Raw genomic sequence first — 13,413 nt, 5'->3', positions numbered from 1 at the left:
GCGCTACTGGCCCTGCGCCGTGTAACGGGCTTCGGTGGCGTCCTTCTGCGGCGCCCACCATGCCTCGTTGTCCTGGTACCAGCGGATCGTCTCCTTGAGGCCGGCCTCGAAGTCGCTGAAGCGCGGCGTCCAGCCGAGTTCCGCGCGGAGCTTCGTCGAGTCGATCGCGTAGCGCAGGTCGTGGCCGGGGCGGTCGGTGACGAGGTCGTAAGCGTCGGAGGGCTGGCCGAGCTCGCTCAGGATGAGCTCGACGACGTCCTTGTTGTTCTTCTCGCCGTCGGCGCCGATGAGGTAGGTCTCGCCGATGACGCCCTTCTCGAGGATCGTGAGCACGGCCGACGAGTGGTCGTCGGCGTGGATCCAGTCGCGCACGTTCTCGCCCGTGCCGTAGAGCTTGGGGCGCTCGCCGCGGAGCACGTTCGTGATCTGGCGCGGGATGAACTTCTCGACGTGCTGGTAGGGGCCGTAGTTGTTCGAGCAGTTCGAGATCGTCGCCTGGACGCCGAAGGAGCGCACCCACGCGCGCACGAGGAGGTCGCTGCCGGCCTTCGTCGACGAGTACGGGCTCGACGGGTTGTAGGGCGTGTCCTCGGTGAACCGTGCGGGGTCGTCGAGCTCGAGGTCGCCGTAGACCTCGTCGGTCGAGATGTGGTGCAGGCGACGGTTGTGGCGACGCGCGGCCTCGAGCAGCGTGTACGTACCGATGATGTTGGTGTCGAGGAACGGGCGAGGGTCGTCGAGCGAGTTGTCGTTGTGGCTCTCGGCCGCATAGTGCACGACCGCGTCGTGCTCGGCGAACAGGCGGTCGACGAGCTCGGCGTCGATGATGTCGCCCTCGACGAAACGGAAGCGGTCGGCGGGAAGGCCGTCGAGTGAAGCGCGGTTGCCCGCGTAGGTGAGCTTGTCGAGCACCGTGACCGAGTGGTCGGTGTGCTCGAGCACGTGGTGCACGAAGTTGGAGCCGATGAAGCCGGCACCGCCGGTGACGAGGAGGTTCATAGGAGGTGCTTTCCGTTCGTTCGCGATCCCCGCGATTCTAGCTGGCGGCTCTGACCGGACGTGTAGACAGCCCGATTGCTAGGCTGTCGCCCGTGCAGATTCGCGAACTCTCCGTACCCGACGCCTACGAGATCACGCCGAAGCAGTTCGGCGACGACCGAGGCCTCTTCGCCGAGTGGTACCGATTCGACGCCCTCGAAGACGTCGTCGGCCACGCCCTCGACCTCAAGCAGGCGAATCTCTCGGTCTCGAAGCGCGGGGTGCTCCGCGGCATCCACTTCGCCGATCTCCCCGGCGGACAGGCCAAGTACGTCATGGCCGCCCACGGCGCCGTGCTCGACTTCGCGATCGACATCCGCGTCGGCTCGCCGACGTTCGGGAAGTGGGACTCGGTCCTGCTCGACGACGTCGACCGCCGCGCCATCTACGTGGGCGAGGGCATCGGCCACGCCTTCGTCGCGCTGACGGATGACGCGACCGTGACGTACCTCTGCTCCGACGTGTTCCGCCCCGAGCGCGAGCACGGCATCAACCCGCTCGACCCCGAGATCGGCCTGCGCATCCCCGCCGAGGCGGGGGAGGCGCTCCTCTCGCCGAAGGACGCCGAGGCTCCGACGCTCGCCGAGGCGCTCGAGTCGGGTCTCCTGCCGACGTGGGAAGCCGCCCGCGATCACTACGCGAGCATCGCGACGAAGGGACTCTGACCCATGCGCGGAATCATCCTCGCCGGCGGATCGGGCACGCGCCTGTGGCCGATCACCAAGGGCATCTCGAAGCAGCTCATGCCGATCTTCGACAAGCCCATGATCTACTACCCGCTCTCGACGCTCATGATGGCGGGCATCAACGAGATCCTCATCATCACGACGCCTGAGTACAACGCGCAGTTCCGCGCCCTGCTCGGTGACGGCTCGCAGCTCGGCATCCGTCTCGAGTACGCCGAGCAGCCGTCGCCCGACGGCCTCGCGCAGGCCTTCATCATCGGCGAGGAATTCATCGGCGACGAGTCGGTCGCCCTCGTGCTCGGCGACAACATCTTCCACGGCGCGGGCCTCGGCACCGCGCTCCGCACGAACACCGACATCGACGGCGCGCGCATCTTCGCGTACCACGTGGCGAACCCGCGCGACTACGGCGTCGTCGAGTTCGACGACGACGGCACCGTGCTCTCGATCGAAGAGAAGCCCGTCGTGCCGAAGAGCAACTACGCCGTGCCGGGTCTCTACTTCTACGACAACACGGTCGTCGAGATCGCGAAGACGATCGAACCGAGCGCACGCGGCGAGCTCGAGATCTCGACCGTCAACGAGCGCTACCTGCACGAGGGGCGCTTGAGCGTCCAGGTGCTCGACCGCGGCACGGCGTGGCTCGACACGGGAACGTTCACGTCGATGATGCAGGCCGGCGACTACGTGCGCGTCATCGAGGAGCGCCAGGGCTTCAAGATCGGCTGCATCGAAGAGATCGCCTGGCGCGCCGGCTGGATCGACGACGCCGAGCTCCGCGAACTCGCCCGCCCGCTCGTCAAGAGCGGCTACGGCACTTACCTGGAGCAGCTCCTCGACTCCTGACGGCTGACGCCGCTGCCGGGGTGTTGCTGCGTTCTCCCAGGGGAACGCTCGTTATCCTGGGTCGTCGGCCGCTTCGGGACCGACGCGGTGAAAGGGTCGCTTCGTGGATTGGGTGGGACTCGCCTTCGCAGCCCTGACGGGGATCGCCGTGCTCGGCGTCGTCGGGCTCGTGCTCTCGTGGGCTCTCGGGCTGCGCGGCTTCTGGGCGATCGCGGTCGCACCGGCATTCGCCGTCACCGTGATCGCCGGCACCGCTGTCGTCGCGGGCTTCGCGGGTATCGGCTGGTCGATCCTGCCGGTCGTCGTCGTGACGATCGTGCTCGCCGCGGTGCTGCGCGGTGCGCGCTTCCTCGTCGAGCGCCGGTTCGGTGCGCCCGCGCCGACCGAGCGGCGTCGCTTCGACGGATGGCTGCTGACCGGCGTCATCCTCGCCGCCCTCATCATCACGGTGCGCTTCGCTCAGATCATCGGTGATCCGGGCAACATCTCGCAGACCTTCGACAACATCTTCCACCTGAACGCCGTGCGCTTCATGCTCGAGACGGGCGACGCCTCGTCGCTCGACATCGGCCGAATGACGAACCCCGGAGGCAGCCTCGGGTTCTACCCGGCCGCGTGGCACGCATCCGTCGCCCTCATCGTGCAGCTCTCGGGTGCGAGCATCCCGGCAGCCGTCAACGCGTTCACGCTCGTCATCTCGGCGGTCATCTGGCCGCTCGGCATCCTGCTGCTCACGCGTTCGCTCTTCGCCGCCGCGCGCGCCCGCCTCGATTCGCGCGTGCTCGTGCTCTTCGCCGGTCTGCTCGCGGCCTCGCTCCCGACGTTCCCGTTCCTCCTCATGGACTACGGGGTGCTCTACCCGTACCAGCTCGGTCTTGCCCTCGTGCCGGCCGCCCTCGCGGTGACGCTCGCCGCCCTCGGCCTCGATCGCACGAGCACGCTCGGTGTCGCCCGTGTCTGGTGGGTCGTCGCGCTCCTCGGCATCCTCCCCGGGCTCGCGATCGCGCACCCCACGGCGTTCGTGAGCTGGCTCGCGCTCAGCCTGCCGATGGTGATCGCCTTCGCCGTCCAGCGCTGGCGCGCCGCGGCATCGGCGGGAGGCCGCGTTCTCGTCGTCGCACTCTTCCTCGCTTACGGCGGCGTCGGATTCGTCGCCCTCCGCGTGCTGCGCCCGCCGGGTGAGGCGCGCGGGTGGCCGCCCGTCACGACGATCGCGGATGCCGCGCAGCAGGTGCTCCTCGGCTCGACCTGGTACGCGATCCCCGCCGTGCTCGCCGCGATCCTCGTCATCGTCGGAATCGTGTGGGCGTTCATCGTGCGAACGCCCGGTGCGATCGTCGCCGTCGGCATGTACCTCGTGGCCGCGTACCTCTTCGTCAACGTCGCCGCGCTCTCGATCCCGTCGCTCCGCGACCTCTTCACGGGCACCTGGTACAACAACATCCCGCGCCTCGCGGCGCTCCTGCCGATCGTCATGGTGCCGCTCGGGGCATTCGGCATCGCGTGCACGGCGACGTGGCTCGCGAACCGCGCGGCCGTGCGCCGCACCCTCGACGCCGCGCCGCGCTGGGCGAAGGCCGCGCTCGGCGGTGTCGTCGTCGTGGGCGCCGTCGCCGCACTCCAGGCCGGGCCCGTGCCTCGTGCCGTCGAGTGGGCGAGCCGCGTGTTCGCGGTCACCCCCGACTCTGCGCTCCTCTCGACCGACGAATTCGCGCTCCTCGATCGCCTCGACGAGCACGTGCCCGAGGGCATCGCCATCGCGGGCAGTCCGTGGACGGGGTCGTCGCTCGCCTTCGCCATCACGGGTCGCCCCGTGCTCATGCCGCACACCCTCATGGAGATCAGCGACGACCTCGAGCTCATCAACGACGAGCTCGGCGAGGCGACGCCCGGCAGCGCCGTCTGCTCCGCCGTCGACGATCTCGACGTCGGATTCGTGCTCGACTTCGGCGGCCGCGAGGTGCACCCCGGCGAGCACGTCTTCCCCGGCTTGACCGACCTCGAGAACTCCGACGCCGTGCGTCTCGTCGACGAGCAGGGCGCGGCTCGCCTCTTCGAGATCGTCGCGTGTGGCTAGGATTCGGTGAGTATGAGTGAGCCGTCCGACCGCGTCCTGATCATCGTTCCCGCGTGGAACGAGGCCCGAAGCGTCGGCGGAACCGTGCGCGAGATCCGCTCCGGCAACCCGCTGTACGACATCGCCGTCATCGACGACGGGTCGACGGATGACACGGCCGAGGTCGCCCGTCAGGCCGGTGCGATCGTGCTGCAGCTGCCGTTCAACCTCGGTGTCGGCGGAGCGATGCGCACGGGCTTCACCTACGCGCAGCGTCACGGCTACACGCGCGTCATCCAGGTCGACGCCGACGGTCAGCACAACCCGTCCGACATCGATCGCGTGCTCGAAGGACTCGAGCGCGCCGACATCTCGATCGGTGCGCGCTTCGCCGACGTCGGTGACTACACCGTGCGCGGACCCCGCCGCTGGGCGATGATCGTGCTCGCGAAGGTCGTCTCCCGCGTCGCGGGCACGACCCTCACCGACGTCACGAGCGGATTCCGCGCGGCCAACGAGCGCGCCGTCGCGCAGTACGTGCGCTACTACCCGGCCGAGTACCTCGGCGACACGCTCGACTCGCTCGTGGCGGCGTGCCACGCGGGCCTCACGGTCACGCAGGTGCCCGTCGCGATGCGCCCGCGCGTGCACGGAACGCCGAGCCAGAGCCCGGTCGGCGCCGCGATCTACCTGCTGCGCTCCGTCGTGGCCCTCACTCTCGCGATCATGCGTCGCCCGTCGCGGAAGGCGGTCGCCGCATGATCGTCGCTTTCGGCATCATCCTCGCCGCCGTCATCCTGATCTTCGTCATCTGGATGCTGCTCGCGCGGCGCCTCCGCGAAAAGTACGCGGCCCTGTGGCTCATCATCGGTCTCGCGGTGCTCGTGCTCGGCCTCTGGCCGCAGCTGCTCCTCGCCCTCACCGACTTCCTCGGCGTGCAGGTGCCGGCGAACCTGCTGTTCTCGGCGGCCATCGTGCTGCTCCTCGCCGTCGCCCTGCACCACTCGTGGGAGCTGTCGCAGGCTGAGGACGAGATCCGGCGCTCCGCTGAGGAGTCCGCGATCGCGCGCGCCGAGATCCAGCGGCTCTCGGAGCGTCTCGACGCGCTCGAGGGGCGCTCGACGGATGACGGTCGGAACGAACCTCCGACGGCTCGGCCCGACGCGCTCTAGCGGACGGGCGGCTTGCCCGAGAGCCCGCGGCGCCCGTCGCGCCAGCCGCGCCACGCGTCACGGAGCGGCGGCCGGCGTCGGTCGAGGATCGCGACGGCGCTCTCCTCGGCGACGCGTCGAGCCACGGCGAGGGCGTTCGGCACCGAGCCGATGCCCGACCGCTCGGCGAAGAGCGTCATGTTGCGGATGCCGAGGTAGGTCGGGTGGGCACCCGGGTCCTGATAGGCGAGAGTGTCGCCGCTCACGACCGACGCATAACCCGCGCGGCGCAGGCGCCAACTCGTGTCGACGTCTTCGAAGTAGAGGAAGTAGCGCTCGTCGAGCCACTCGATCTCGTCGAGCGCGTCGACCGAATAGAGCACGATGGCGCCGTCGAGCCAGTCGACGGCGGGGGTCGTGCCCGAGGCGGGCGCATCGACGACGTGGCTCGCACGACCGCCGCGAGAGAGCCGACCGCCGGCCGAGAATAGCCGGTCGCGGTTCGACGCGCGGTGCAGCACGGGGCCGGCGGCACCGATCGTGTCGTCGCCGTCGAGTATCTCGAGCAGCGTCTCGGCGAGCTCGGGCTCGAAGTCGGCGTCGTGCGTGAGCACGAGGAGCCGCGTCGCACCATCGGCCCGGACGAACGGACGCGCCTCGTTGACGGCCGCGGCGTAGCCGGGGTTGTCGGGGCGCGGTACGACGTCGATCGGGCACTCGGGGCGGTCGCCGCCGAGCGCCGCATCGCCGAGTTCGCCGCCGTTGTCGACGATGACGATGCGCGACGGCGGCACGGTCTGCAGAGCGAGAGCGGCGAGCACATCGCGGATGAGGTCGTCGCGCTTGTAGGCGATGATCAGTGCGGTGTAGGCCGTCATGATGTCCTCACGCACCGAGCGGGTGCGGTGCTCTCGTCGTGCGGGTCCGCGGGGCGCGAAGCCCCGGCGGGGGAGGGTGACCTAGGCTGAAGCCATGCAGGACCCCAGCGGATACGCCGCCGATTCCCCAGCGCGCCCGCGAGTCGCGAGCCTGACGAAGTATATCCCGTACGCCGGAATCCCCCACGCGGGAGGGCAGTACGCACTGCAGCACTACGCGGCACTCGCCGAGCGTTTCGACGTCGACGCCTACGCGCCGTCGACGCAGGACAACCGTGACGCCATGAACGCGCTTCCCGACTCCGTCGCGCGCGCTGAGCTCATCTCGGGCACGGGTCCGTTCCGTCACGGCCGCTTCAAGCTCGCCGCCGACATCGACTCGGTGCTGCGGGGGAGTGCGCTGAACCGCAGCGTGCAGAACGAGTTCATGACGGATGACACGTGGGTCGGCCACATCGAGAACGCGGGCGTCGTCGAGTTCCAGTGGTCGGAGACCGCGAGCCTCGCGCCGTTCGTGCGTGAACGCCTGCCGCGCATGAAGACCGTCATCGTCGCCCACGACCTCATCACGCAGCGCTGGTCGCGCCTCGCGACGGGGCGGAAGAACCCCGCGACGCGCCTCGCCTATTCGGCCGCGGCGGAGCTGAGCCGGAAGCGCGAGCGCCAGTCGCTCGGTGCCGTCGACCTCGTGGTCGTCTTCAGCGAGAAGGACGCGTCGATCGCCCGCGACATCCAACCCGCCGCGAACGTGCACGTCGTGCGGCCGGGCCTCGGCGGCCCCGAGCTCGACACCGCGCCGCATCGTGCGGCCGCTCCGGTCGTGCTCTTCACGGGTGCCATGAACCGCCCCGACAACTACGAGGGCGTGCTGTGGTTCCTCGCCGAGGTCTGGCCGACGGTACGCTCGCGCGTGCCCGGTGCCCGATTCGTCATCGCGGGCGCGCAGCCGCCGAAGCACCTGAGCGACCGCGTCGCGGCTCTCTCCGACGTCGAACTCACGGGATACGTCGACTCGCTCGAGCCGTACTACGCGGATGCGGCCGTCTTCGTCTCGCCGATCTTCACGGGGGCCGGGGTCAAGTTCAAGACGATCGACGCCATGCTCCGCGGCGTGCCCATCGTCTCGACCGCCGTCGGAGCAGAAGGCGTCGGCAGCCCCGACCTGTACGCGGGCGTGCACAACGACGTGCCCGGTTTCGCCGCGGCGGTCACCGCGGCTCTCCTCAGCCCCGACGAGGTCGCCGTCGACCGGGCGCAGCAGTGGGCCTCCGAGAACTTCGGCTTCGGCCAGTTCCGCGAATCGCTCCTCGAGCTCTACTCCGAGCTCCTCTCGTGAACGCGCTTCGCGGCATCCACCGTCATCCGCTCGTCAAACGCACCGCGCTCTTCTCGGCGTCGATCGGCCTGTCGACGATCGTCGGAATCTTCTCGATCCCGATCCTCGTCTCGCAGCTCGGCGCCTCGCTCTGGGCGATCCTCGCCGTCTTCCAGTCGGTGTGCGCGTTCTTCGCGGTCTTCATCGCCTGGGGATGGGGCGCGACGGGGCCGAGCATCGTCGCGGGTCTGCCCGTCGACGAACGCCGACAGCTCTACGCCACGTCGGTCGTCGCTCGCGTGCTCCTCTTCGTCGTCGCGGTGCCCGTCGCGATCGTGGTCGGGGTGCTCGTCACGCAGGAGTCGTGGCTCGTCGCCACCCTCGCCGCGCTCGCCTACCTCTTGCCCGGTCTGAGCGCGGCCTGGTTCTTCATCGGCACCAATCGCCCGATCAAGCTCTTCCTGCTCGACTCGTTCCCCGTCATCCTCGGCAACATCGTCGGCCTCGTCGTCGTGCTCATCGTGCCGTCGCTCGAGGCCTACCTCGCCTCGATCGCGGTGTTCTCGCTCGTCGGCGTCGTCGCCGCGAACGCATCGGCATCGCTCAGCGGACCGGGCGCCGTCGTCTGGCGGCACTCGCCCCGCAGCCTGTTCGACACGTACAAGAGTCAGCTCGCCGGTGTCACGACGACGGTGACCTCGAGCTTCTACTCGTCGATCCCGACCGTCGCCGTCCGCCTGTTCGCACCGCAAGCCCTTGAGGTCTTCGTCATGGCCGACCGTCTCTACCGTTACGGCGTTCTCGTACTCGCGCCGATCCTGCAGTCGATCCAGAGCTGGATCCCTGAGTCGGGCGTCGCCGAGGCGAAGCGCCGCTCGCGCCAGTCGCTCACGATCGGCATCGGCATCGGCGTGCTCGGCGCGGTCTTCCTGGTGATCTTCGCCGCTCCGGTCTCGAGTCTTTTGACCCATGGAGAGGTCGTCGTGCCGCTCGGCCTCATGGTGCTCATGAGCATCGCGTTCGCGGGCGATGCAGTCGCGCAGGTCACGGGGCTCGCGGGGCTCGTCGCGCTCGGCGGCTCGCGGCAGCTCGCGCTCTCGGCGCTCTTCGGCACGCTCGCGGGAAGCGGCCTCGTGCTGCTCGGCGCGAGTATGGCGAGCGTGTTCGGCTCGGAGCCGACGGCGGGCGCGGTCGGCGTCGCCGCGGCGATCGCCCTCACGTGCGTCGGGCTCGCGACGTATCGCAGCGCCGTGCTCGTGCGACTCGCGCGCTGAACGCGTACCGGCGGCGCGCGTCTGCGCCTCACATCGGCGGCGCACGACACGCCGACTAGACTCGACGGGGTGCCCTGACGGGTGCGGGAAAGGAACCACCGATATGGATCTGCTCGTCGTCGGATCAGGCTTCTTCGGCCTCACGATCGCGGAACGCGTCGCCAACGAACTCGACCTCAAGGTCGTCGTCATCGACCGCCGCGACCACATCGGCGGCAACGCGTACAGCGAGGCGGAGCCCGAGACGGGGATCGAGGTGCACCGCTACGGAGCGCACCTCTTCCACACGTCGAACCCGAGCGTCTGGGAGTACGTCAACCGCTTCACGACGTTCACGAACTACGTGCACAAGGTCTACACGAACCACGGCGGAGAGATCTTCCCGCTGCCGTTCAACCTGCACACCATCAACCAGTTCTTCCGCTCGGCGCACGGGCCGGCATCCGCTCGCGAACTCATCGCCGAGCAGGCGTCAGAGCTCACGCCCGGCGAGGCCGCGAACCTCGAAGAGAAGGCCATCTCGCTCATCGGCCGTCCGCTCTACGAGGCGTTCGTGCGCGACTACACGGCCAAGCAGTGGCAGACCGACCCGACCGAACTCCCCGCCGAGGTCATCAGCCGCCTGCCCGTGCGATACACGTACGACAACCGCTACTTCAACGACACGTGGGAGGGCCTGCCGACCGACGGCTACACCGCGTGGATCGAGCGTATGGCCGACCACCCGAACATCGAGGTGCGTCTGTCGACCGACTTCTTCGACGAGTCGCAGCCGCTCAACAAGGCCGCCCTCGTCGGTCGAGTGCCGATCATCTACACCGGCCCCATCGACCGCTACTTCGACTTCGCCGAGGGCGAGCTCGGCTGGCGCACGCTCGACTTCGAGCAGGAGGTGCTCCCGACGGGCGACTACCAGGGCACGACGGTCATGAACTACGCCGACAGCGAGGTGCCCTACACGCGCATCCACGAGTTCCGGCACTTCCACCCCGAACGCGACGACTACCCGACCGACAAGACCGTCATCATGCGCGAGTTCTCGCGTTTCGCCGAGCGCGGTGACGAGCCGTACTACCCGGTCAACACCCCGGAGGACCGCGCGCGCCTGCTCGCCTACCGCGAACTCGGCAAGGCGGAGGAGGGTGTGTTCTTCGGCGGTCGCCTCGGCACGTACCAGTACCTCGACATGCACATGGCGATCGGCTCGGCCCTCTCGATGTACGAGAACAAGCTCAAGCCGGCCCTCGGTACGGACGCGTGATGACCGAAGCCTCCACCCGCCCGGTGCTGCAGAGGGTCATCTTCCCCGAGCACGGCGACCCCCAGGCCCTGCCCCTCTACCTCGACCCCGAGGTGTGGACGTTCGAGCCGAACCTCGAGGACGAGTCGATGCGACTCGCGAAGGCGCGCGGCTTCACGCCTGAGGACTCGGCGAAGCACCCCCTGCGTCTCACCAACACGAGCGGTCTCGCATGGCTCGAAGGGCGGCGCTCGCTGCGTCTGCCCCCGACCCGCACCGTGTCGCTCGCGAGCTACTTCAACGCGTTCCCAGCGAGTTACTGGAGCGCGTGGACCGGACTCCGCAGCGTGACGCTGCGCGTCAGCACGAGTGGCACCGGCCGTGTCATCGTCTTCCGCTCGAACGCGCGCGGCATCATCCAGCGCATCGACGGCGTCGAGGTGTCGGGTGAGCAGACCAATGAGTTCGATCTGTCTCTCGACGCCTACCTCGATGGCGGATGGCTGTGGTTCGACCTCATCGCGGGCGATGACGAGCTCCAGCTGACGCAGGCCGACTGGCTCGCCCCCGAGGGCGCTGAACCGCGCGTCCAAGGCACCGCGACCGTGTCGATCACGACCCTCAACCGCGGCGACTACTGCACGCGCCTGCTGCGCGAGATCGGTGACGACGACGACGCCCGCGCCGTGCTCGACCGCGTGCTCGTCGTCGATCAGGGTTCCGAGAAGATCCGCGAGAACCCGGCGTTCCCCGACGCCGAGCGCGCTCTTGACGGGCGCCTGCGACTCATCGAGCAGAAGAACATCGGCGGCTCCGGCGGGTTCTCGCGCGGAATGCACGAGACCGTCGAGGCGAACGAGTCCGACTACATCATCCTGCTCGACGACGACGTCGAGATCGAGCCCGAGAGCCTGCGTCGCGCCGTCACGTTCGCGAACTACTGCCGCACACCCACGATCGTCGGCGGGCACATGCTCGACATGTACGACAAGGCGAAGCTGCACGCCTTCGCCGAGGGCATCAAGTGGAGCCCCTTCATGTGGGGTCCGTTCACGCCCGGTCGTCATGACTTCTCCGACTCGAACCTGCGTCAGACGACGTGGCTGCACCGCCGTTACGACGTCGACTACAACGGCTGGTGGATGTCGCTCATCCCCGTCGAGACGCTCCGCGAGATCGGGCTCTCCCTGCCCGTCTTCATCAAGTGGGATGACGCCGAGTACGCGCTGCGCGCTCGTGAGCACGGCTACCCGACCGTGAGCCTGCCGGGCGCCGCCGTCTGGCACGTCTCGTGGGTCGACAAGGACGACTCGCACGACTGGCAGGCGTTCTTCCACGCCCGCAACCGTCTCGTCGCGGCCCTCCTGCACTCACCGGTGAAGCGCGGCGGACGACTCTGGCGCGCGAACCTCGCGTACGACATCAAGAACCTGCTGACGATGGACTACTACACCGTCGCGATGCGCCACGCGGCGATCAAGAACGTGCTCGAGGGTCCGGGCCAGTTGCACAGCGACATGGTCGATCGCCTTCCCCGTATCCGCGCGCTCGGCAAGGACTTCACCGAGTCGAGCTCGTTCGTCAAGGCGAGCGAGATCCCGCACTTCCGCGCACGTGAGATCCCGTCAGTGACGAGCGGTCGCATCGAGACCGGCCCGCACGGCGTCGGACTCGCGTTCTGGCTCGGGGTGCGTGCTCTCAAGCACGCGTTCACGAAGCCCGACGACGCGGCGCGCGAGAAGCCCCAGGGCCACCTGCCGTTCCAGGACGCCCGTTGGTTCGAGGTGCCGCTGCACGACAGCGTGCTCATCTCGAACGCCGAGGGCTCGGGCGCGAAGTGGCACCTCCGCAACCCGCGTCTCTTCCGCAGCATGCTCATCGACTCGGTGCGCCTGAACCTGCGCTACCGCTCGAAGTGGCCCGCGCTGCGTGCTCAGTACCGCAAGGCGCTGCCCGACATCACGTCGTCGCGCGAGTGGGTCAAGGCGTTCGGCTCCGAGAAGTAGTCGGTTCCGCTCCGCCCGTGCCGGTCACGGGCGGGGCGGGAAACCGAACGTGTGCTGCGCGAGAGCGCGCCGGGCTTCGGGCGTCGACGAGCGGAATCCGCCCGCGAGGTCGCGACCGGCGTGCAGCCGCGATGTGAGCCGCGTGCGCGCGGCGCGCGCCGCGCGAGTCCATCCCACGGCCCGGAAGGCCGCCTCGTACTCGCCGTAGACCGTCCGCTCCTCGGCGAACTTCGTCCCGTCGTGGTTGGCCTGAGAGACGCTCTCGCCGTGGCGTCGGTACTGGAAGACCGTCACGGGGTCGATGAGGAACGAGCCGCCGTCGAGGGCGATGTCGAGGAGCATCGGCAGGTCCTGCACGATGCCGAGGTCGGTGCGGAACGAGTGGCGGCGGAGGGCGTCGACGCGCCACACGAGCGACGGGAAGTAGGTCCAGGTCGCGCGCACGAGGCTCGCGGCGAGGTCTTCGCCGGCCACGATGTGCGAGCGGCGCGAACCGCCGGGTCGGAAGATCGCCTTCGTGCGGTCGGCGAGCGGCACGTGCACGGCGCCGTTGTCGTCGATGACCTCGACTCCGGGCTGGATGACGGCGATGTCGGGGAATCGCTCGATGAGACCCAGCACGTGTGCGACGAAGTCGGGGCGCAGGGCGTCGTCGCAGCCCATGATGACGACGTGGGTCGATTCGGCGAGATCGGCGGAGTGCTGGAAGTTGCCGCTCGGGCCGAGGTTCGTGGAGTTGCGGAGGTAGGTGACGCGCTCGTCGTCGATCGCCTCGACCCAGGCACCGGGCTCGAGGTCGGGGTAGACGTCATCGACGACGGTGAGGCGCCACCGGTCATCCGTCTGCGCCACCACGCTCTCGACGGCTGTGCGCAGATGATCGAACCGACCGTAGAAGGGCATCATGATGTCGAGGTGCACGT

Annotated in this window: 12 protein-coding genes; 9 read left to right on the top strand and 3 right to left on the bottom strand. The window is 68.9% G+C overall.

All coding sequences use genetic code 11. The features are described from left to right. Positions 1-3 precede the first annotated feature (3 nt). Positions 4-999 (bottom strand): dTDP-glucose 4,6-dehydratase, encoded by a 996-nt coding sequence (gene rfbB / locus BJ972_RS06115; protein ID WP_129172924.1) that lies wholly within the window; start codon positions 997-999, stop codon positions 4-6. Between the two features lie 92 nt (positions 1,000-1,091). Between rfbB and rfbC the strand changes: the two genes are divergently transcribed. From rfbC to BJ972_RS06090, 5 genes are all read left to right on the top strand, one after another. Further along, a complete protein-coding gene (gene rfbC, locus BJ972_RS06110) occupies positions 1,092-1,703 on the top strand; it encodes a dTDP-4-dehydrorhamnose 3,5-epimerase (RefSeq protein ID WP_129172923.1) in 612 nt (203 codons plus the stop codon). 3 nt (positions 1,704-1,706) lie between these two features. After that, positions 1,707-2,570 (top strand): glucose-1-phosphate thymidylyltransferase RfbA, encoded by an 864-nt coding sequence (rfbA, locus tag BJ972_RS06105; protein ID WP_129172922.1) that lies wholly within the window; start codon positions 1,707-1,709, stop codon positions 2,568-2,570. A 103-nt stretch (positions 2,571-2,673) separates the two neighbouring features. Beyond that, complete coding sequence (locus BJ972_RS06100) at positions 2,674-4,647, top strand: DUF6541 family protein (protein ID WP_129172921.1); 1,974 nt, start codon at positions 2,674-2,676, stop codon at positions 4,645-4,647. A 12-nt stretch (positions 4,648-4,659) separates the two neighbouring features. Then, a complete protein-coding gene (locus BJ972_RS06095; protein WP_129172920.1) occupies positions 4,660-5,388 on the top strand; it encodes a glycosyltransferase family 2 protein in 729 nt (242 codons plus the stop codon). Beyond that, a complete protein-coding gene (locus BJ972_RS06090; RefSeq protein ID WP_129172919.1) occupies positions 5,385-5,798 on the top strand; it encodes a DUF2304 domain-containing protein in 414 nt (137 codons plus the stop codon). The genes BJ972_RS06095 and BJ972_RS06090 overlap by 4 nt, the downstream gene beginning before the upstream one ends. Here BJ972_RS06090 and BJ972_RS06085 read toward each other — a convergent pair. Further along, entirely contained in the window at positions 5,795-6,655 is an 861-nt protein-coding gene (locus BJ972_RS06085; protein ID WP_129172918.1) for a glycosyltransferase, read from the bottom strand. The two genes, BJ972_RS06090 and BJ972_RS06085, sit on opposite strands and share 4 nt — an antisense overlap. A 94-nt stretch (positions 6,656-6,749) precedes the next feature. Between BJ972_RS06085 and BJ972_RS06080 the strand changes: the two genes are divergently transcribed. The 4 genes from BJ972_RS06080 (at position 6,750) to BJ972_RS06065 (ending at position 12,490) form a co-directional block, all read left to right on the top strand. Further along, on the top strand, positions 6,750-7,991 hold the full coding sequence (locus BJ972_RS06080; protein ID WP_129172917.1) for a glycosyltransferase: 1,242 nt from the start codon (positions 6,750-6,752) through the stop codon (positions 7,989-7,991). Next, positions 7,988-9,244, top strand: a complete 1,257-nt coding sequence (locus BJ972_RS06075; protein WP_129172916.1) for a polysaccharide biosynthesis protein — start codon at positions 7,988-7,990, stop codon at positions 9,242-9,244. Before BJ972_RS06080 ends, BJ972_RS06075 begins: the two co-directional genes overlap by 4 nt. Before the next feature lie 103 nt (positions 9,245-9,347). Then, a complete protein-coding gene (gene glf / locus BJ972_RS06070; protein WP_129172915.1) occupies positions 9,348-10,505 on the top strand; it encodes a UDP-galactopyranose mutase in 1,158 nt (385 codons plus the stop codon). Continuing rightward, complete coding sequence (locus BJ972_RS06065; RefSeq protein WP_129172914.1) at positions 10,505-12,490, top strand: glycosyltransferase; 1,986 nt, start codon at positions 10,505-10,507, stop codon at positions 12,488-12,490. Before glf ends, BJ972_RS06065 begins: the two co-directional genes overlap by 1 nt. Before the next feature lie 24 nt (positions 12,491-12,514). Here BJ972_RS06065 and BJ972_RS06060 read toward each other — a convergent pair whose 3' ends face one another. Continuing rightward, complete coding sequence (locus BJ972_RS06060; protein WP_206736485.1) at positions 12,515-13,411, bottom strand: glycosyltransferase family 2 protein; 897 nt, start codon at positions 13,409-13,411, stop codon at positions 12,515-12,517. Positions 13,412-13,413: the final 2 nt, after the last annotated feature.

The sequence above is a fragment of the Agromyces atrinae genome (assembly GCF_013407835.1).
GTDB lineage: Bacteria > Actinomycetota > Actinomycetes > Actinomycetales > Microbacteriaceae > Agromyces > Agromyces atrinae.
Note: the sequence above shows the minus strand (reverse complement) of the source record. Positions and strands in the feature narration are given on the sequence as shown.